The following is a 19,325-nucleotide window of genomic DNA, read 5'->3' on the forward strand; positions in this document are numbered from 1 at the left end:
CGCGATTTTCATTCTGATCGATAGGAGACAGGCTTTGCATTCCGAGCCGATACAACCGAATACCCCCGGTGCGCCGAAGCGCTACCGGGCGACGACGATCGGCGCTTCATCATTGCACACGCAGCGCCAGGGCGACACGTGGTATCTGCGCGCGGCAGAACCACTCGGCGAGCATCCGCAACGTATGACGGAACGGCTCGCGAGCGGTGCGCAAGCGCATCCCGACCGATGGCTCGCCGCACGTCGCGGCAGCGACGGTCAATGGATCGGCCTGAGCTACGCAAAGGCGTTGCAAAGCGCTCGCGCAATCGGCCAGGCGCTGCTCGCGCGCGATCTTTCCGCTGAACGGCCCATCGTGATTCTGTCGGGCAACGATCTCGAACATCTTCAACTTGCGCTCGGCGCAATGTGGGCCGGCGTTCCCTATGCCGCGATTTCGCCGGCCTATGCGCTTGCTTCCGGCGACTTCGGCAAGTTGCGCCATACGATCGACCTGCTGACGCCAGGTCTCGTGTTTGCAAGCAGCTACGATACGTTCGCCAAGGCAATCGAGGCGGTCGTGCCGGCCGATGTCGAAGTAATTGCCGTCAACTTGCCACGTGAGCAGCCGACGACCCGCAACGTGACTTCGTTCGGCGACCTGCTGAACACAACGCCCACTACGGTCGATTCAGTTCACGCCACGGTAAGCCCCGACGCGATCGCCAAATTCCTTTTCACCTCGGGTTCGACCAAACTGCCGAAGGCGGTGCCGACCACCCACCGCATGCTATGCAGCAACCAGCAGATGCTGCTCGAAACGTTCCCCGAGTTCGCGAAGGAGCCACCGGTGCTGGTCGACTGGCTGCCGTGGAATCACACGTTCGGCGGCAGCCATAACGTGGGCATCGCGCTCTACAACGGCGGCACGCTCTATATCGACGACGGCAAACCGGTCAACGGCAAGTTCGAGGAAACGCTGCGCAATCTGCGCGAGATCGCCCCGACTATCTACTTCAATGTGCCGAAGGGTTGGGAGGAACTGGCGATCGCGCTGGAGCGCGACGAGCAATTGCGCGAGACTTTTTTCTCGCGCGTGAAGGTGTATTTCTTCTCCGGTGCCGGCTTGTCGCAAGCGGCGTGGGACAGGCTCGAACGCGTCACTGAAACGTATTGCGGCGAGCGGATACGCATCATGGCCGGACTTGGTATGACGGAGACCTCGCCGTCGTGTCTGTTCACCACGGGGCCGATCATGCGCGCGGGCTATGTGGGCCTGCCCGCGCACGGTTGCGAAGTCAAACTAGCGCCGGTCAGCGACAAGCTCGAGGCGCGTTATCGCGGGCCGCACGTCATGGCCGGGTACTGGCGCGCCGACGCGGCCGAGTTGGAGAACGCCTTCGACGAAGAAGGCTACTTCCGCAGCGGCGACGCACTGCGCTTTGTCGACATGGCGCAGCCGGAACTTGGGTTGTCGTTCGATGGGCGCATTGCCGAGGACTTCAAGCTGAGCTCGGGCACTTTCGTGAGCGTCGGCCCGATGCGGGCGCGCGTGATTTCTGAAGGCGCACCGTATGTGCAGGACGTGGTGGTCGCCGGCATGAATCGCGACGATGTGGGGCTGCTGGTCTTCCCACGTCTCGACGATTGCAAGCGGCTGGCTCGTTTGCCCGTTTCGGCGAGCGCGCAAGAGGTGGTCGAAGCACCCACCGTGCGCGCGCACTTCGCGGCTCTGCTCGACACGCTCAATCGCGGTGCCACGGGCGGCGCGACCACCATTGCGCGGCTGCGGCTCATGGACGTCGTGCCGTCGCTCGATCTCGGTGAGATCACGGACAAAGGCTCGATCAATCAACGCGCGGTGTTGACGCATCGCGCCGCGCTCGTCGAAGCGATGTATGACGCGGCTCAGCGCGATCCCGCGGTGATCGTCGCGAGTGCATGCGGCGCGACGTGACGCGTGCGCCGCAGGATCAGACAGGAAAGGCTAGATGAATCTCGACCAACTCGTCGCAATCGACACTCACGTGCACGCGGAAGTTTCGTGCTGCCAGCCGCCGGATCTGTTCGGCAAGGAATTCGACGATGCCGCCGACAAGTATTTCGGCACCGTGCTGAAACTCGGCCGGCGGCCGACGATTCCCGAGACCATCGAACACTATCGCGAGCGCAAGATCGGCTTCGTGATGTTCACCGTGGACTGCGAAGCGAACCTCGGACGGCGGCGCATCCCGAACGAGGAGATCGCCGAATTCGCGCAGAAGAACAGCGACATCATGATTGCCTTCGCGAGTATCGATCCGCACAAGGGCAAGATGGGAGTGCGTGAGGCGCGCAAGCTGATCGAGGAATACGGTGTGCGCGGTTTCAAGTTTCATCCCACGATGCAGGCGTTTTTCGCCAACGACCGGCTTGCTTATCCGCTCTACGAACTGATCGCCGAACACCGGCTCACCGCGGTTTTTCACAGCGGCCATTCCGGCATGGGGTCGGGCATGCGAGGCGGCGGCGGACTGCGCCTGAAATATTCGGAGCCGATTCATCTCGACGACGTCGCGGCGGATTTCCCCGATATGAACATCGTGATCGCGCATCCGTCGTGGCCGTGGCAGGAGCAGGCGTTGTCGATCGCATTGCATAAGCCCAACGTCTATATCGACCTGTCCGGCTGGTCGCCGAAATATTTCTCGCCCGAGTTGATCCGCCACGCCAATACGGTGCTCAAGCGCAAGATGCTGTTCGGTTCGGATTTTCCGCTGATCCAGCCGGACCGCTGGCTGGAGGATTTCAGGCAGGTCGGTTTCAGAGAAGAGGTGCAGCCTTTGATTATCAAGCAGAACGCGATCGGCCTGCTGGGGCTTCAGAGCGACACCTAAAAGCGTTGGTGGGTAGCAGTGCAGGTCCACTGCGCACGGCAGAGGCGCTTCGCCGTATACAATTCGGCAGCGCCTGATTTTTGCCTGTTTTTCTGCCCAATACCGACCTGATCCCATCCATGCCGAATCCGACCCGGGCCTTCCTTCTTGGCCCGCTCCTGAAAGGCGTTTCACGCTCCTTCTATCTCACCCTGCGCGTGCTGCCCGTCGGGATGCGCGATCCGATCGGACTCGCCTACCTGCTGGCACGCGCGGCCGATACGATTGCGGACACCTCGCTGATCTCGCCGGAACAACGCCTCGCCTTGCTGTTGTCGCTGCGTGCTCAGGTGAATGGCGCAACCGACGACGGCGCGCTGTTCCAGCGCATGGCCGCCGAAGTGGCGGGGCAGCAGATCCAGTCGGACGAGAAAGTGCTGCTCGAATCGCTCGGCCCTGCGCTCGATGTGTTGTCGCAGCTGAGCGAATCGGATCGCAAGGCCGTGCGCGAGATCGTCTCGACGCTGACCGAAGGCATGGAGTTCGATCTTCGCACCTTCCCCGACGAACGTTCCGGTCAGATCGCGTCGCTGCGCGAATACGACGAACTCGACCGCTATACGTATCTGGTGGCGGGCTGCGTCGGCGAATTCTGGACCACCATGACCTACGCGCACATGCCAGGCACGCTGAAGGAGCGGCCCGAGACGATGGCACGGCGCGGCGTGCGGTTCGGCAAGGCGCTGCAAATGACCAACGTGTTGCGCGATTGCGGCAAGGATTTGCGAATCGGCCGTTGTTATTTGCCGCAGACCCTGCTCGACCAATATGGCCTAAGCGCGCAGGATCTGCTGCTGCCGGCCAATTCGGTGCGTGCCCGGCCGCTGATGGTCGAACTTCTGCGCAAGACACTCGATCATTTCCGCGAAGCCCTCGATTACACGCTAGCGATTCCCGCGTTTTCCGTGCGTTTGCGGCTCGCATGTTTGTGGCCGATTCTGATCGGTCTCGAGACCCTGATCCTGCTCGCGGACAACAGTGCCTGGCTCGATCCGCAGAAAGTGTCCAAGGTGCGACGCAATAAGGTGTATCAGATCATCGCGTCGTCGCTGTTGCTGGTGCCTTCGAATGCGCTGGTGCGCAATGCCATCGAACAGCGAATCAGGCAGATCGAAGCCCGGCTGTGAGGATGATGGAACACGCGCTGTGTCACCCAAGCATTCAGGAGTTCCATTTTCTACGGGCAAGACCGGATCGAGCCACGCCGCATAACGGACTGCGTGAAAGCGTGACCTGATTTAATCTGCATCATGGAATAGCCATCGATCGGGAAACCCCTAGGACCGTGTATCCATGGTTCGCGTTAGTCTCTTCAAAAGAGGAGGCGAACCATGAGACAAGCGTTCAATATTGCCGTAGTGCTGTTGCTAGGTTATCTGATGGCAGATAGGGCGCTGATGCGTGCGCAAGCGGGAGAGATGGGGACAATAACGTGTCACCAGGGGGCTGAGCTGGTCAAATCGAATGCGCTGAAAAAAGGCTTTGGAGACATCGGAGCCAGCAGTCAGGGCGAGAATTTCCTCTCGAGCTGTCTCGTCACCGGGCGCGGTCAAGTGGGCGATCTGGTCGCACGCGACTGACGCGGGTCGCCGGCTCACTATGTGAAACCGGCACGTAGTCCGCCATTGCGGGCGCCGTTTCGATACTGACAAAGGCGCTGCCGAACAAGGCGCCAATAAAAAGCGCCCGGACCGTGAAGGGTCCAGGCGAAGCCATCGGGAGCCCGATGACGGAGGTAACCAATACACCACTGGCCCGCGATCGGGGATACTCGGTCGCGGGCCAGTTCGTTTTGAATCATTGCGCACCGGTTACTGGTGCGCCAGGCGGTCAATCGCCGCACAGAACTTGGCGCTAGTGCAGTTCGACTCGCCGAATGGCTGGTTACGGTCGGGTTACTGCTTGATTACCGCGAGACGCCGCTTAGTTGCCGAAGTAAATCGACTTCGGACCGTTCGCTTGAACCGGGCTGCCCGCTTGCGAGGCGCCACTCACCACACCACCGTAACCACTTTCCGCTGCCTGTGCGGTGCCGTTCTCACGAGCGACGCGAGCTTCCGCGGCCTGGATGTCGGCGGGGTAGTACGGGTCGGCGAGGCCGGGCTGATAGCCTGCCTTTTCGAGTTGAATCAGTTCGGCACGCACTTGAGCGCGGGTCACCGGCTGGTTGGACTGCGCAAACGAAGCAACAGGAGCGGCCAATACAGCGGCGATAACAACAGCTTGAATGAGCGATTTCATGATGAACTACCTCCAATTCGGTTTTATCTTGCTACGAACGTTCTTGTTCGTATTCAGTGATTGGATTGTAGTTTTGCGACCTGGATAGAGTAATCCCCGTTTGAGGTAATGTTTGTTGCTAAATTTGAGACAACCGGCCGGAATTCCGCGGGCGAGAAACGCGCGACGACGCACGCGGCGAGCCGTTCACCCGTCGCGTGCATCGTCTGGTTCTTGAACGAAACGCCAATCAACTGCCCGAGAAAATCGGACCCTGTCCACCCGGCGAGAATTGCTGGAATACCTCGCTGTGCGACGGACCCTGCGCTGCTTGTGGACGCGCCGCCGAGGCCGTTGCGGGCTCGCGAAGCGTGACGGCGCTGTCCGGCGTGATGGGAACGCTGGGCTTGGCGAGCAATTCGGTCTTTCGCATCGATCCCACCGACGTGCCGAAGTAGTAGCCGATGATGCTGATCCACGCCGTACCCAATGCGCCGACGATCACGTTGACGAGATCCTTGTTCGTGCCCGGCAGCGGCTGGAAGGCCATGAGCAGCAGAATGCCGAAGAAGCCGGCAGTGACCGCCATTGCAAGGACTTTGGGCACCCAGTCCTTATTGCTGATTCCCATGGCGCGCGCGTCGGCCCGATCGGCGGCCTGGATGCGGGCCATATCGCTTTCGTGCGCGAGGCTCGCCTGGGCGGCGCTGACCATCAGTTGTTGCAATTGCAACGAGTTCGCACTTTCGGCTTGCCGCACTTTCTCCAGTGCGGTGGGATCGTTCAACGCGAGTTCCACGACGCCGGGATCGCTCGGCGTGCCGAGCGCATGCGAAATGATCGCGGCGGCGGCCGTCACGCCCACGCCGATCGGACCACCCACGAGGCCGGCGAGAAGCGGTGCGCTGCTGCCGATGTTCGACGCTACTTTAGACCAGTCCATCATGCTGCTCCCAGGAGAAGATTAGCGGCCATTCTTTCGGTCCATCCACGGCTGAAATTGGGCCACGCGTGCAGATTGCGCAGGTAACGCAAGCGATAAGCGGCAAAGCGCATGACGAACTTCAGTGGGTCCGCGCTTTTGACCGCATCGAGTGTGTCCGGGCCGAACTTGCCGTCTTCTTTCGCGCCGGAAGCTTTTTGCATCCACAACACCACCAGGCCGCCGTTGTAATTGGCGTCGAATATCTGGAAGGCCACGCGCGGATCGAGTTCGTCGAGATGCAGAGGATCCCAGTACTTCTGTTTGGCGATCTGTCTGGCGGTATCCAGCGGCAGGTCTTTCATGGCGCCGGTATAACCGGCGCTGCGTGCCACGCGCGCCGTGACGCCCCACATCGTTTCACCGCCAGGATCATGCGGATTGAAGGAGTAACCGCCTTCATTGCCGATCAGAGCCTTGAACGCCTCTTCGAAATTGTCCATCGAACATCTCCTCTTCAACTAGGTGCTTTAGTGCAACGGTTAGGTGCTACGGGATCGATCCATCTGCATTGCGTACCACTCGGTGCGGCTGGGTGTTCCTTATGCGGTTTGCAACGAAAGCGAGGCGGGCGGGTTCGCAACAGGTCTGACTCCGCCATTGGGTTTCGATGCGTCCGGGCGATTGCCCCCCTGCGCCGCTCGGGCAAGCCGTGCGAGATGACTTTCCCGCGCTGACAAAGTCCCTGCATCGAGTTGCAACGCTTGCGCATATTTGCGCGAGGCGCCGGGCAGATCGCCTTTGCGATCCAGTGCCCGGCCCCATTCCGCGTAAGAGGGCGCCAGATCGGGGCGGAGCGCGACGGCGCGCGAGAATTTTTCGATCGCTTCGTCATAGCGGCCGACGGTGACGAGCGCTTCGCCCCAGTCGTGCAGGTTGTCGACGGAGTCCGGCTTCATTCTGTCCGCCTGCTTGAATGCATCGAGTGCTTCGGCATAGCGATTCGCATGCAACAGCACGTCGCCGAGAAGACGCAGATTTTCCGCCGTCTTCGATTTCTCGCTGGCGCCAGCTCGCAACGCTTCGAGCGCGTCATCGATGCGATGCTGCTGTTCGAGTGCGATGCCAAGGCTTGCATGCAGCACCGCCGAATGCTTGTACACGGTCAGCGCTTCGCGAGTCTGCTGTTCGGCCTCTTTGGATAGCCCCTGATTGGCAAGCAGCCACGCTTTGCCGGCGAGCGCCCATTCGCCTTGCTCGGAGGCGGGCAGTGCCAGCACTTCGTCGTAGATCGAAACGACCTCGCCGTAGTCGCATTGCGCGAGCGAACACTTGGTTCTCTGGACTTGCGAATAGAGATGACTGGCGAGAATATTCGGCTCGGCAAGACGCATGGCTTTGACGGCGATGTCGTGCACGAACTTCTCCAGATCGCGTCCTTCAAAAGACACCGTGCTTTCGCGGGAATTGAAGGGGCCGCCTTCAATCTGCACGTGCGCTACATAGGAATCCGCGCTGTCGTTGACCTTCGTGATGCCGACATGAACCATGACATCCGTGCGTTTGATGACGCCTTTGATGAAGCGCACGGTGGTCGCATACGACATCTCCTGACCGGGGATCTGAATGTCCGGTTGTGCGTCGTTGTCCGTCATGGTGTCGTGCGGAATCGACTCGGCGTCCTGGCCGATCGCCCGCATCGAAGACATGATGCGTTCCGCGAGAAAGTTCGACGTGTAGCCGCGTTCCACCAGCGACTGCGGCGTCTCGACAGGCGGCACCAGCAGTTGCCGCGTGAGCACGCCGCGCACAACGAGGCAGAAAAAACCGATGGTGAGCACCGCGAAAACCCACGGCAAGACATACGGCCACAATTGTTTCGGGCCGCGACCGATGAAACCTGCGGTCCGCAACCCGAACGGCACGAGTCCGGCTGAAAAGTGGTGATTTCCCGCGCGATGCGTCGAACCGCTTGCCGCGGAAAAAGACCGGTTTCGCCAATTCATTGGTCGACGTTGACTCTGCACACTCGACATGACGCACCTCGATTCAGCCGATGTTGGTAACTGCACGACTAGGTGACGGGTATTACGCATCGACCGTGCCATTGCGCACAGTGCCTTATGCAGCGGGCCTGTACGCTATTGCGGCGACCGGGAGAGCGGAAATGTGTTGCGCGCGGGCCAACGAATGCCGATCGCAAGTTTGCTGGCGGGAGACAGGTGGGGAGTTTGCGGAGAGGGGAGAAAGGGATGCTTCGATTAGGCGCCGTATTCGCTTCGTCCTGTTGCGCGACGGGGAAAATACGGCGTCATTCGTGCAGCGAAGCCGGGAGGCAAGCTATTCGGCTATGCGGTCGGCTCCAATACCACGGCGTCGTTCAGTTGCCTCCTTTGAACAGATCTTGCAGGCGCGCCGCCTCGCCATTTTTCTGCGATTGAATGAGTTGCTGGTAGACATCCGCACGCGTCAGTCCCTGTGCTTTTGCAGGGCCACCGGACATCGAAGTGGTGGAGGGTTGCCCACCCACTGCGTCGGCTGCTGTCGGTTGAGCTTGCGCTGTATTTTCCGTACTGGCGTCCTGAGCGTGCGCTTGCCATGCGAACGCGCAAAGCAGTCCGCCTGCGATGATCAGAGCCTTCTTCATGTCCCTCTCCTTCAAACCCTCGGCGTCGCCCTTGCGACACCTCATTGCGAAAGTTCCGCCGGAATTGTCCGCGACACATGCTGGACAATCTGACGGGACACAGGGCGGAGACGGTCACCGGCTTCCTTGTCGAACTCCGCGCAGCGCACCAGAGAGGTGCGTTATCGAAGTCCTTCGTGTAGCAAGGAAAGGTGCGCGCGGAGGCTTTGTTGTTCGGCGGCGGCTCGGAGAGCCGGTGTTGCCTCCACCATGTGAAGGAGACGGGTAGGTCGCATGAAAATTCAAGCGTTAATCAGCCATCCTGAATGCGTATATGGCTCTTTGCTTCAAAAAATCCGATCAGGTTAATTTAGCCTTACTTTCATCTTTCATTTAGCACAAAAAGAACAATGCCGTTCAGCCCGAGACTGAACGGCATTCTTTTTAACGCGGCCTTCTACACGGCTAATGTAGCTCGCCTAAACCGCAGCCGGCCGCCACTTCAACAACCGCTGTTCGACCGCAGTCAACAGATAATCCGCTGCCAGTGCGACCACGGCCAACACAATCATCGCCGCGAACACACCACTTGCGTTGAACGCGCCTTGCGCAGTGGAGATCAGCAGACCAATACCTTGCTTCGAGCCGAGGAACTCGCCGACCACCGCGCCGACCAAAGCAAAACCGAAGCTCACGTGCAGGCTCGCAAGGATCCAGCTCAACGCCGACGGAATCACCACCGAGGTCGTCACCTGACGGCGCGACGCGCCAAGAATCTGCGCATTCGCGATCATGTAGCGATCCGCTTCACGCACGCCCTGGAACGCATTGGCGAACACGACGAAGAACACCATCACCACCGCCAGCGCCACTTTCGACGCCATGCCCAAACCCAGCGCGATCACGAACACCGAACCAAGCACCACGCGCGGAATCGAGTTGGCGATCTTGATGTAGAGACTGAAGACATCCGAGAGCAGTTTGTTGCGACCGAGCAGGATGCCGCAAAACACGCCGGCGACCGAACCGATAATGAAGCCGAGTCCGGTTTCTTCGAGCGTGACCCACACCTGGGTGAGCAGCGGACCTTGCGAAGTGCCGTTCACGAACCAGTCGATGATCTGTTCGAAAATCGCGCTTGGCATCGAGAAGAAGAACGGGTCGATCCACTTCAGACGCGCGGACAATTCCCATCCGCCGAGCACGACCACCAGCACCACGATACGCAGCGTGATCACCAGCGCGTGACGCTGCCGGATGCGTTTTTGCGCCACACGCTCGACTTGCGCGAGCGATGCGGCGTCGATGCCCGAGCGGGGCATCATCTGTTGAGGGGTAGTAGACATGTTTGCCGTTCCTTGATTAACCGATCTGCACTTCTTCGCGCAGGTCGTGCCAGATGTCGCGCGAGATTTCGATGAAACGCGGGTCGTAGCGCACTTCCGACGTGACGCGCGGACGCGGCAGATCGATCTCGTACACTTTCTTCAGCGTCGCCGGGCGCGCGGTGAGTACGAATACGCGGTCGGCGAGCGCAATCGCTTCTTCCAGATCGTGCGTGACGAACACCACCGAGCCGACACCGGCCCACAGTTGCAGCAGTTCGTCCTGCATCAGCGTGCGGGTTTGCATGTCGAGCGCCGAGAACGGCTCGTCCATCAGCAGAATTTCCGGTTTATTGATGAAGGTCTGCGCGAGCGCCACGCGTTTTCTCATACCGCCGGACAGTTGATGCGGATAATGCTTGCCGAACTTGTCGAGGCCCACGCGGCGCAGCCATTCGTTGGCTTCGTCGTACGCGGCGGATTTCGAACGGCCGCGATACAGCGGACCCGCCGCCACGTTGTCGAGCACCGAGCGCCACGGGAACACGGCGTCGGCCTGAAACACGAAACCGATACGCGGATCGATGCCGTCCACCGGCGCGCCCATCACACGCACTTCGCCGGTGGTGGGCTTCAGCAAGCCGGTAATCATGCTGAGCGTGGTGGACTTGCCGCAACCCGTGGGGCCGACCACCGCGACGAATTCGCCGCGCGCCACGGACATGCTGAAGTCGCGCAACGCAATCGTCGCCTTGCCATCAGGAGAAATGAAACGGCACGATACGTTGCGCATCTCGATCGCTGGCGTATCGCGTGACAGGGGTTGATTCATCGGCTGGTGCCTCGCTGTTCTCGTGATGTTGAAAGGGCGTTACTTCGCCGCGGTTTTGACCGGCGCCGATACGTAGTCGTTGGTGTAGGTCTTGGCGAGGTCGATATGCTTGCCCTTCACCGAAGGATTGAACGCCGACAGCACTTTCAGCACGGTTTCCGGGCCGTCGGCGGGCATCTTGCCGTCCTTCGTGAACATCGGCAGCGACGCCTTCAGCGCGCCGACGTACAGGTCTTTGTTGTTGCCGTAGTAGTCCTTCGGCATCTTCGCGGCGATCTCTTCCGCGCTATGCGTGGCGATGAAGTTCAGCGTCTTCGCGAAAGCGTGCGAGAGCTTCGCGGCGTCGTCCTTGTGCGACTCCGCCCACGCGCGCTGGACGTAGAAGCTCGAGGCCGGATACGTCCCGCCGAGCGCGGCGCGCGTGCCTTCGAGCGTGCGCATGTCGACCAGCACCTTGGCGTCGCCGGTCTTCAGCAACTGCGAGACGGTCGGCTCAGTCGTCATGCCCGCGTCGATACGGCTCTGCTTGATGGCCGCGATAAAGCTGTTGTCCGCGCCCACCGGCAGCAGCGTGTACTGCGTGGACGGCACACCCGCACGTTGCGCGAGGTATTGCGTGAGGAAGCTGGTCGACGAGCCGAGCCCGGTCACGCCGAGCGTCCTGCCCTTCGAATCGGCCATGCTCTTGAAGCTGTCCGCGGCCTTGGTGGAGACCATTTCCACTTCACCCGGCACCTGGCCGAAGATCACCAGCGCCTGGATTTCCTTGCCCTTGCTCTGCAGGTCGATGGTGTGATCGTAGAAGCCCACCACGCCTTGCACCGCGCCCGCCAGCAGTTCGTTTTCCGCGTCGACGCCGGCCGGTTGCGAGAGGATTTCGACGTCGAGGCCTTCATCCTTGAAGTAGCCGAGTTGCTCCGTGAGCTTGGCGGGCAGATAGATGATCTTGGTGGCACCGCCGACCATGATCGTGAGTTTTTCCGCATGAGCGGCGGCCGAAGCGGCGGCAAGGGTGAACGCAACACCTGACACGGCGGCAATCTGGCGCAAGGTACGCATGAGGCAGTCTCCTTTGGTTTGGTCGCCGCTGGGTGTTGCGTGCGGCGCTTTCTGGGTGAATGACGGCGATTATAGGAATTGGAAACCTTCTGCCAGCTTTCTGAACTGAGGGCAAATCATGGGTGTTAACCCGCAAGCTTGCCGCAACCCCGCCCTAAACGCGACAACGTATGCTGCAAACCACATAGGACGCGCGCAAGCCCTTTGTTTTACGGCACAATCGACGGCCTGACTTTTGCCGTTCCCGCCATGAAGCTGCTGCTCATCGAAGACAACCCCACGCTGGCTCACTGGCTCGCGAAGATGCTGGAGCAGGAGGCGTTCGCACTCGACGCCGTGCAGGACGGCGACGCGGCCGACCAGCTGCTGCGCACCAATCACTACGACGTGATCCTGCTCGACCTGAATCTGCCCAAGCTGTCGGGCAAGAACGTGCTGCGGCGTCTGCGCCAGCGCGGCGACGCGACGCCGGTGCTGATTCTGACGGCGAGCGGCTCGATCGACGAAAAGGTGGAACTGCTCGGCGCCGGCGCGGACGATTATCTGGTCAAGCCGTTCGAAGTGCGCGAGTTGATCGCGCGCATCAAGGTGGCGATCCGCCGGCAGTCGCCCTCGAAGGCAAGCGAAGTGGTGTGCGGCGATCTCGCGTTCGACATCGACACGCGCCAGTTCACGCTGAAGGGCGCGCCGCTGAACGTCACGCCGCGCGAGCGCTCGGTGCTCGAAACGCTGATCCTGCGTTTGGGCAAAACCGTGACGAAGCCGGCGCTGGTCGACGCGATCTTCACGCTCGCCGACGAGCCGAGTGAAGACGCCGTCGAAATCTATATCTCGCGTCTGCGCAAGAAACTCGATGGCAGTTCGGCGGCGATCGTCACGCTGCGCGGGCTCGGCTATCTGCTGCGCAAGAAAGAAGATGACCAATAGTCTGCGCATGCGCCTGCTGTGGTGGCTACTGGTGCCACTCGCGTTGTACGTGTTCGTGACCGGCAAGGCCGAATACGACAACGCGCGGCGCACGGCGGATCTGGTGCAGGACAATCAGCTGATCTCATCGGCGCGCATGATCGCGGGCGAAGTGGAATGGGTGGATGGCTTCCTGCGTGTGGATGTGCCGCCCGCCGCGCTCGAAGTATTCGTGTCGCCCTATCGCGATCAGGTGTTCTACAGCGTGAGCGTTGACGATGGACGCCTGCTCGCCGGTACACCCGATTTCCCGACGCGTCCGCAGCAAGCGCCGGATACGCCGGATCATTACGACTCCCATTTGCAAGGCCACAATGTACGGGCGGTCGGCCTCGTGCGCCTCATGTACGACAACGGCACGACACGCCGCGTGCGTGTGACGGTCGGTAAAACCGTGCGTTCGCGCGACGCCATGGCCCAGCAGTTGTGGCAACCGCAACTCGTGAGGCAGATCGAAATGATCGTGTTGGCGGTCGCGCTGGTATGCATCGGCCTGACTTTCGAGTTGCGTCCGCTGATGAAAGTGAAAGAGGATGTGACGGACCGCGATCCGATGCAACTCGAGCCGATTCGTGTCGAACGTCTGCATACCGAGTTGCGGCCGATCGTGGAAGCGATCAATCAGTGCATCGCGCGGCTCGGCGTGCAGGTGGCTGCGCAACGCCGCTTTATCGCCGACGCCGCACACCAGTTGCGCACGCCGCTTACATTGCTCGGCACGCAATTACAATTCGCGCGTCAACAGGACGGCTTGAAGCCCGCGCTCGACGAGGCACTGGCCGCCATGCATCGCAGTAACCGTTCGATGGTGGGCCTCACGAACAAGCTGCTTCTGCTCGCGCAAGCGGAGGCCGCGGACAACACGCAACTGGCCGTGGAAACGGTGGATCTGGTGCCGCTCGCGTTGGAGGTCGTGGAAGACCTCGCGTTGCTCGCCCAGGCCAGAGGCATCGATTTAGGCGCCGAACTGCACGGCGTTGCGCCGGTGGCGGGGCATCGCGGGCTGCTTCAGGCGTTGATTGCGAACCTCGCGGAGAATGCGATCCGCTATACCGGCAGTGGCGGTCACGTTACGGTGGGCGTGCGCGCCAACGCAGATACCGTCAACGTGAGCGTGTTGGACGACGGTCCCGGCATTCCGGCCGAGTCGCGCAGCCGGGTGTTCGAGCCGTTCTTCCGGGCGTCGGCGGATACGGAGGGCACCGGTTTGGGCCTCGCCATCGTGCGTGAAATCGCGGACGCCCATCACGGCGAAATCACGCTGAAGCCGGGCGAGGGCGGCAAGGGCGTGCACATCAGCGTGTCGTTTCCGCGGGCCGCGGCAGAGCAATCCCAGACGGGTTAAAGCCCGCCGGCAGGTTAGGAAAGGTGTCGGTGAAAACGAGTCTTCACCGGCTGCATATATCGGCAGCATTGGCCTCTCACGTAAGGTTTCCATAAGGTTCTCCGTTGCATATTCGGCGTACTGGCTGAATAGGCGCGCTCGTGTTCGAAACTTCGAACCCCGTGCTAATAAAAACGGAGAACCAGCGTGATGGAAACGTCGAACTATCGGGTTGTTCTGGCGAACAACAAAGTGCCGGAGGCTACGCTCATTTTCTGGGCGATCAAGATTCTCGCGACCACCGTCGGCGAGACCGGGGCTGATTATCTGGCCGTTCACATGGGTCTTGGCACCGCGTTGACGGACGCGATTATGGCTGTGCTACTGCTCGCCGCGCTGGCCATGCAACTCCGTATGAACAAATATGTGCCGTGGATCTATTGGCTGACCGTGGTTCTGGTCAGTGTGGTCGGCACGCAGATCACCGACGCACTGACCGACAAGCTCGGTGTCAGTCTGTATGTCAGCACGATCGTATTCGGCCTGGCGCTCGCTCTGGTTTTCGCGCTCTGGTTTCGCAGCGAACGCACGCTCTCGATTCACACCATTTATACGACGCGCAGAGAGTTTTTCTATTGGGCCGCGGTGTTGGTCACGTTCGCGTTGGGCACGGCGGCTGGCGATCTCGCGACCGAAGCGCTAGGGCTCGGCTTCGTGATCGGTGTGATGGCGTTCGGCGCGCTGATTGTTCTGGTGAGTTCGATCTATTACGCCGGCGGTAATCCGGTACTGACATTCTGGCTGGCCTACATTCTGACGCGGCCGCTGGGCGCCTCCCTCGGCGACATGCTGTCGCAGTCGCGCGCGTACGGCGGCTTCGGCCTTGGCACCATCAACACGAGCGCGCTATTCCTGAGCGCAATTGTCGTGCTGGTGATTGTCGCCAGTGTGGCCGAACAGCGTACGGTGCGCCCGAGCGCCGCACATGAACCTTGAACGGGTGCCGCTCGTCGAGTTGCCACGTAGTCCCTTTCAATCCCGTACCGAATCAAACGGAAGATCACCATCATGAATCAACGTGCTCTTGGCAAAGCCGCTATCGCTTCGTTTATCGCGCTCTCCGCGATCAGCTTTGGTCATATCGATGCGGGCCGTGTGAGTCTATTGTCAGCCGAAGCCGCGGAGCCGGTCAAAGTGTCGAAGCTCGGCGATCTCGCACCGTTTCGCAAGATCGCAGCGGACACCGCAGCGCTGGTCGAGAAAGGCGATCTGGCGGGTGGTAAGGCGCGCATTAAGGATCTCGAACTCGCATGGGACGACGCCGAGCCGTCGCTGAAGCCACGCGCAGCTACGGATTGGCATACGGTCGACAAATCAATTGATCGCGCGTTGAGCGCCTTGCGCGCCAGCACGCCAAATGCAACGGAATGCAAACAGTCGCTCGCCGATCTGCTGGCGGTGATGGACCGCATGAGCGGTAAAGTCTGATGCGAGAACGGCGCACGCTTGCGCAATTGATCAGTTGGACAGCGGATCAATTCTGCATCGTTAGGTGGGAAAAGCGCTAAGTGTGCCCGTTAGCACACGCACTTCATTACCGCGGTATCCAAGGCGCCCGAATCTGAGTGCCGATCGGCTTTTTCTTCGCGCCATTTTTCGCCTCAAAGCTATCCAGATCCCTAAGCAAATGCTGGATCTGCGAGGCTTGCGTTTCGGTCAACCGGAATTCGTTCTGTATGCGATGCAGGCGTCTTCGCCAATATGCCGGCTGCAGCACGGGCTCACCGCGAAACGCGCTCAGTGACGGCACCATCACACGCGCCACGTGCGCGATGTCTTCATCCATTGTCATGCCATAACCCCGATGACCTCGCCATTGAGTAGTCGCTTTGGTTCTTATGTCGCGCGCGGACAGAGTCTGTTAGGTGGTGTTTGTCCGAAAGCGGCGGTCATCATCCTACAAACTCACAATTCGTCGGTCAAGGTTTCCGACGCTGATCGACGCAAGGAAAACCCGACACAAGCCGGGTCGTCGCGCGGTTTGTTCAGTCTGAGGTGCGCTTGTTGCGCTGCATGATCTGCTGGTTTGTCACCTCACCACCAACAGCGCAGCACAACGCAAACCAGCCTCAAAACGCAGACGTATAAATCGCCAGCGCATCCGCCTCGCTAACCGGCCGCGGGTTATTCACCAGCAACCGCGTCTGCAACATCGCGTCGCTCGCCATCCGCTCGAGCCCGCTTTGTTCGATGCCGACATCACGCAGACGCGCCGGAATCGCCGTCGCGGCAATCATCTGTTCGAGCCGTTCGATCAACGCTTGCGTCTTGCTTTCATCACTGCCGGTCAAACCCGGCACGACCACCTCGGCGAGTTCCGCGTACAACGGCGCCGCCGCTTCCGCGTTGAAGCGCAATACATGCGGCAACACGAGCGCGTTCGAAAGACCATGCGGCACGTGATAAATGCCGCCGATCGGATACGCGAGCGCATGCACCGCGGCAACCGGTGAATTCGCAAACGCCTGGCCCGCGAAGGTTGCACCGAGCAGCATCGCTTCTCGCGCGTCGCGGTTCCGGCCGTTTTCGCAGGCGGGTAGCAGATTGCGCGACAACAGGTCGAGCGCCTTCACCGCAAGCATGTCGGAGACCGGATTCTTCAGATGCGCGGACGTGTACGCCTCGATGGCATGCACCATGGCATCGACGCCGGTCGCCGCGGTCGCCGCAACGGGCAGGCCAAGCGTGAGTTCAGCGTCGAGCACTGCCAGGTCCGCGATCAGTTGCGGCGCAACCACCCCCATCTTCTTCGCTTCGCCCACCGTCACGATCGACACGGCCGTGACTTCGGAGCCGGTGCCCGCGGTGGTCGGCATCTGCACGAGCGGCAGACGCGCTATCGTGATCTTGTTGACGCCGTACATCTCGCTGAGCGCCTGCTGTTGCTGCGGCGCGAGCACGGCGATCAGCTTCGCCACATCCATCGACGAGCCGCCGCCGAGCCCCAGCACGATTTCCGCGCCGGCAGTCCGTGCACGCGACGTCGCTTCGAGCACGATGTGTTCGGGCGGATCGGCGATCACGTCGTCGATCACGGTGGTGTCCCAACCGTGCGCCGCGAGGTCGGCGAGCGCCGGATTCAGCAACCCGCTCGTGTGCAGAAAACCATCCGTGACGACGCACAGACGCGCCAGCGTCGGAAATTGCGCACGCAACAAAGCGCCGAGACGGCGCGCCGCACCGAACTCGACGACGAGCGTCGGCACCGTTTGAAACCGGAATGCGTTCATCATGGCGCGTCTCCGGCCACCATATGGCTTTCGACTTCGCGCCGGTCGAGCAGCGGAATGATGGTGCCGAAGCCGAGTCGCTGGAAATGCTCGGTTTCGCGATGATCGGCGAGACCGTCGGCGTCGCTGTACTTTTCGAGAATCAGGAAGTGGTCAGGCTCCAGTGGCGAGCGGAAGAATTCGTAGTAAAGGTTTTTCGGCTCTTTCCGGGTTGCCGCGGCAAGTTCGGTAAGGAGCTTCACGATCGCGTCGCCGTTGCCGGGCTTGGCGAAATAATGCGCGATCACCTGCAGGTAAGCATTGGCCATCAGTCACTCCAACAGGATGGGTACTTCAACGTTTCAGCGTCAACTTCAGGGTCCAGATTCCATGACCCGCTGTCGCGGGTCGAGACCGCGGCGGCGCCGTTCTTCAACGCATCGAACACGTCGCCCTTATTGCAGACGAAACCCGACGTGACGATCGGCGGCAGGGCCTTGGGGTCCTGCTTCGACAGATGCGAGAGCATGGCCGCAGGCATCAGTTGTACCAGATTCGGGTCGCTTTGCTCCAATGTGTCGACGCGCTGCGATTACGCGGCTGTTTCGAACGACACGCTTCACCGTCAATAGTACGGATGCCTATACAGTTTCACGCCTGCTTGCCCGTAGCGGAAAACATCGGTCGGCCACCCTTATGCATTTGGAATCATCAGACAAAGCTATTGGAAATTGTAAGGTTATTCCAATTCTTGATTGAGAATGATTCGCGTTTACGTTAGATTGACGCCCTGTCCTTTTGAGAAAACGGAGCGAATCTATGGCTGAGGTGCTCGTCCGGCGAGAGGCTTCAACAGCGATGCCGATATCGGTTCTCAACGCTGGAGGCGCCTGTCCACCCGTTTCGCGGCGTGCGCGCAGCCATGCGCGTCCGGTTGATTGGGAGAAGGGCACGCTGCTCGACGTGCTGATCGACAACCGCCCGATGCTCGTCAATCTGGCGCGCGGCTTCGTGGGTTGCGCGAGTCTGGCGGAAGACGTGGTGCACGACGTTTTCATCAAGCTGGTCGACTTTCCGGATCAGGACGCGGTGCGTCAACCGGTCGCGTACGTGACGCGCATGGTGCGCAATGCGTCGATCGATGCCTTTCGCCGCCAGAGCCTCGAAAACACCTATCACGCCGACGAGGACGACGGCCTGCACGTGCCGTCGCCGGAACCTTCGCCGGAAGCGGCGCTGCTCGTGCGCGACACGCTGCGGCACGTGTACAACGCGCTCGAGCAGCTGCCGCCGCGCAGCCGCGCCGCCTTCGAAATGGTGCGCCTGCGCGAGGAAACGCTGCAAAGCACGGCGCGCGCCCTCGACGTCTCGCAGACGCTGGTGCATTTCATGGTGCGCGACGCCGAGAAGCATTGCGCCGATTGCCTCGACGCCTGCAATCGCGGCGTGGCCGGCCCCGCATTCTGCAGCGGCCGCGCGCGCCGGCGGTAAAAAAGCGCGCGTGTCAAACGTCAACTGAATAGAAGCGGTGCGCGAGCGAATGCCGGCGCCGCCGTGCCGGGACATGCCAGTGCGCTGTCTGTCCAGGCGCTTCCTGACCTTTTCATCGACTGAGCCTTTCATCATGACGCAAGCACAGCAGACCTCCAACGCGGCAGCCGGCGAGGCGGACGACCTCGTCTACACCGTCGTCATCAACGACGAAGAGCAGTACTCGATCTGGCCGACATTCCGCGACGTGCCGCCCGGCTGGCGCGAAGTGGGCGTGCGCGGCCAGAAGGCCGAGTGCCTCGCGCACATCGAGACCGTGTGGACCGACATGCGTCCAGCCAGCCTGCGCCGGCACATGGACGCGGCGGCCTAACGCGTCGACCTAACGCGCGCGCAG

General features: G+C 61.0%; 21 protein-coding genes and 1 pseudogene. 10 read left to right on the forward strand and 12 right to left on the reverse strand.

Annotated features, from left to right (window positions below):
* The first annotated feature begins 34 nt into the window (after positions 1–34).
* The 4 genes from ACQKRQ_RS00170 (at position 35) to ACQKRQ_RS00185 (ending at position 4,474) form a co-directional block, all read left to right on the forward strand.
* On the forward strand, positions 35–1,936 hold the full coding sequence (locus ACQKRQ_RS00170; protein ID WP_427476018.1) for a feruloyl-CoA synthase: 1,902 nt from the start codon (positions 35–37) through the stop codon (positions 1,934–1,936).
* A gap of 34 nt (positions 1,937–1,970) precedes the next feature.
* Positions 1,971–2,855: an amidohydrolase family protein gene (locus ACQKRQ_RS00175; protein ID WP_427474610.1), complete on the forward strand. Its 885-nt coding sequence runs from the start codon at positions 1,971–1,973 to the stop codon at positions 2,853–2,855.
* Positions 2,856–2,974: 119 nt separating this feature from the next.
* Positions 2,975–4,021: a phytoene/squalene synthase family protein gene (locus ACQKRQ_RS00180; protein WP_427474611.1), complete on the forward strand. Its 1,047-nt coding sequence runs from the start codon at positions 2,975–2,977 to the stop codon at positions 4,019–4,021.
* A gap of 204 nt (positions 4,022–4,225) precedes the next feature.
* A complete protein-coding gene (locus ACQKRQ_RS00185; protein ID WP_132378817.1) occupies positions 4,226–4,474 on the forward strand; it encodes a hypothetical protein in 249 nt (82 codons plus the stop codon).
* A 343-nt stretch (positions 4,475–4,817) separates the two neighbouring features.
* On the opposite strand, the gene ACQKRQ_RS00190 is transcribed toward ACQKRQ_RS00185, so the two are convergent.
* From ACQKRQ_RS00190 to ACQKRQ_RS00225, 8 genes are all read right to left on the reverse strand, one after another.
* Positions 4,818–5,135: a DUF4148 domain-containing protein gene (locus tag ACQKRQ_RS00190; protein ID WP_132378815.1), complete on the reverse strand. Its 318-nt coding sequence runs from the start codon at positions 5,133–5,135 to the stop codon at positions 4,818–4,820.
* A 229-nt stretch (positions 5,136–5,364) separates the two neighbouring features.
* Entirely contained in the window at positions 5,365–6,057 is a 693-nt protein-coding gene (locus ACQKRQ_RS00195; protein ID WP_132379484.1) for a hypothetical protein, read from the reverse strand.
* On the reverse strand, positions 6,057–6,539 hold the full coding sequence (locus ACQKRQ_RS00200; RefSeq protein WP_132378813.1) for a glycoside hydrolase family 108 protein: 483 nt from the start codon (positions 6,537–6,539) through the stop codon (positions 6,057–6,059). Before ACQKRQ_RS00200 ends, ACQKRQ_RS00195 begins: the two co-directional genes overlap by 1 nt.
* Before the next feature lie 99 nt (positions 6,540–6,638).
* Complete coding sequence (locus ACQKRQ_RS00205) at positions 6,639–8,072, reverse strand: tetratricopeptide repeat protein (RefSeq protein ID WP_427474612.1); 1,434 nt, start codon at positions 8,070–8,072, stop codon at positions 6,639–6,641.
* A gap of 344 nt (positions 8,073–8,416) precedes the next feature.
* Positions 8,417–8,683 carry a hypothetical protein gene (locus ACQKRQ_RS00210; protein WP_132378809.1) on the reverse strand — a complete coding sequence of 89 codons (267 nt, stop codon included), beginning with the start codon at positions 8,681–8,683 and terminating at the stop codon, positions 8,417–8,419.
* A 458-nt stretch (positions 8,684–9,141) separates the two neighbouring features.
* Positions 9,142–10,008 (reverse strand): ABC transporter permease, encoded by an 867-nt coding sequence (locus ACQKRQ_RS00215; protein ID WP_132378807.1) that lies wholly within the window; start codon positions 10,006–10,008, stop codon positions 9,142–9,144.
* 16 nt (positions 10,009–10,024) lie between these two features.
* On the reverse strand, positions 10,025–10,819 hold the full coding sequence (locus ACQKRQ_RS00220; protein ID WP_408177258.1) for an ABC transporter ATP-binding protein: 795 nt from the start codon (positions 10,817–10,819) through the stop codon (positions 10,025–10,027).
* A 39-nt stretch (positions 10,820–10,858) separates the two neighbouring features.
* Complete coding sequence (locus ACQKRQ_RS00225) at positions 10,859–11,878, reverse strand: ABC transporter substrate-binding protein (RefSeq protein ID WP_427474613.1); 1,020 nt, start codon at positions 11,876–11,878, stop codon at positions 10,859–10,861.
* A gap of 249 nt (positions 11,879–12,127) precedes the next feature.
* Here ACQKRQ_RS00225 and ACQKRQ_RS00230 point away from each other — a divergent pair, with 249 nt between their 5' ends.
* The 4 genes from ACQKRQ_RS00230 (at position 12,128) to ACQKRQ_RS00245 (ending at position 15,656) form a co-directional block, all read left to right on the forward strand.
* Positions 12,128–12,805 carry a response regulator gene (locus ACQKRQ_RS00230; protein ID WP_011492737.1) on the forward strand — a complete coding sequence of 226 codons (678 nt, stop codon included), beginning with the start codon at positions 12,128–12,130 and terminating at the stop codon, positions 12,803–12,805.
* Positions 12,795–14,189: a sensor histidine kinase gene (locus ACQKRQ_RS00235; RefSeq protein ID WP_427474614.1), complete on the forward strand. Its 1,395-nt coding sequence runs from the start codon at positions 12,795–12,797 to the stop codon at positions 14,187–14,189. The genes ACQKRQ_RS00230 and ACQKRQ_RS00235 overlap by 11 nt, the downstream gene beginning before the upstream one ends.
* 189 nt (positions 14,190–14,378) lie before the next feature.
* Entirely contained in the window at positions 14,379–15,164 is a 786-nt protein-coding gene (locus tag ACQKRQ_RS00240) for a COG4705 family protein (protein ID WP_132378801.1), read from the forward strand.
* A gap of 72 nt (positions 15,165–15,236) precedes the next feature.
* Complete coding sequence (locus tag ACQKRQ_RS00245; protein WP_427474615.1) at positions 15,237–15,656, forward strand: histidine kinase; 420 nt, start codon at positions 15,237–15,239, stop codon at positions 15,654–15,656.
* A 106-nt stretch (positions 15,657–15,762) separates the two neighbouring features.
* Here ACQKRQ_RS00245 and ACQKRQ_RS00250 read toward each other — a convergent pair whose 3' ends face one another.
* The 4 genes and pseudogenes from ACQKRQ_RS00250 to ACQKRQ_RS00265 all read right to left on the reverse strand — a co-directional run.
* Positions 15,763–16,014, reverse strand: a complete 252-nt coding sequence (locus tag ACQKRQ_RS00250) for a hypothetical protein (protein WP_342960841.1) — start codon at positions 16,012–16,014, stop codon at positions 15,763–15,765.
* Between the two features lie 283 nt (positions 16,015–16,297).
* Entirely contained in the window at positions 16,298–17,458 is a 1,161-nt protein-coding gene (locus ACQKRQ_RS00255; protein ID WP_427476020.1) for an iron-containing alcohol dehydrogenase, read from the reverse strand.
* Complete coding sequence (locus ACQKRQ_RS00260; RefSeq protein WP_427474616.1) at positions 17,458–17,766, reverse strand: putative quinol monooxygenase; 309 nt, start codon at positions 17,764–17,766, stop codon at positions 17,458–17,460. Before ACQKRQ_RS00260 ends, ACQKRQ_RS00255 begins: the two co-directional genes overlap by 1 nt.
* Positions 17,766–18,020: pseudogene (locus ACQKRQ_RS00265) on the reverse strand (glycerol-3-phosphate responsive antiterminator); the annotation flags it as partial. The pseudogene ACQKRQ_RS00265 and the gene ACQKRQ_RS00260, both read right to left, overlap by 1 nt.
* A gap of 275 nt (positions 18,021–18,295) precedes the next feature.
* On the opposite strand from ACQKRQ_RS00265, the gene ACQKRQ_RS00270 reads away from it, so the two are divergent.
* Positions 18,296–18,928, forward strand: a complete 633-nt coding sequence (locus tag ACQKRQ_RS00270) for an RNA polymerase factor sigma-70 (protein ID WP_427474617.1) — start codon at positions 18,296–18,298, stop codon at positions 18,926–18,928.
* 133 nt (positions 18,929–19,061) lie between these two features.
* On the forward strand, positions 19,062–19,301 hold the full coding sequence (locus ACQKRQ_RS00275) for an MbtH family protein (RefSeq protein WP_427474618.1): 240 nt from the start codon (positions 19,062–19,064) through the stop codon (positions 19,299–19,301).
* Positions 19,302–19,325: the final 24 nt, after the last annotated feature.

This window comes from Paraburkholderia sp. NPDC080076, assembly GCF_050281145.1.
GTDB lineage: Bacteria > Pseudomonadota > Gammaproteobacteria > Burkholderiales > Burkholderiaceae > Paraburkholderia.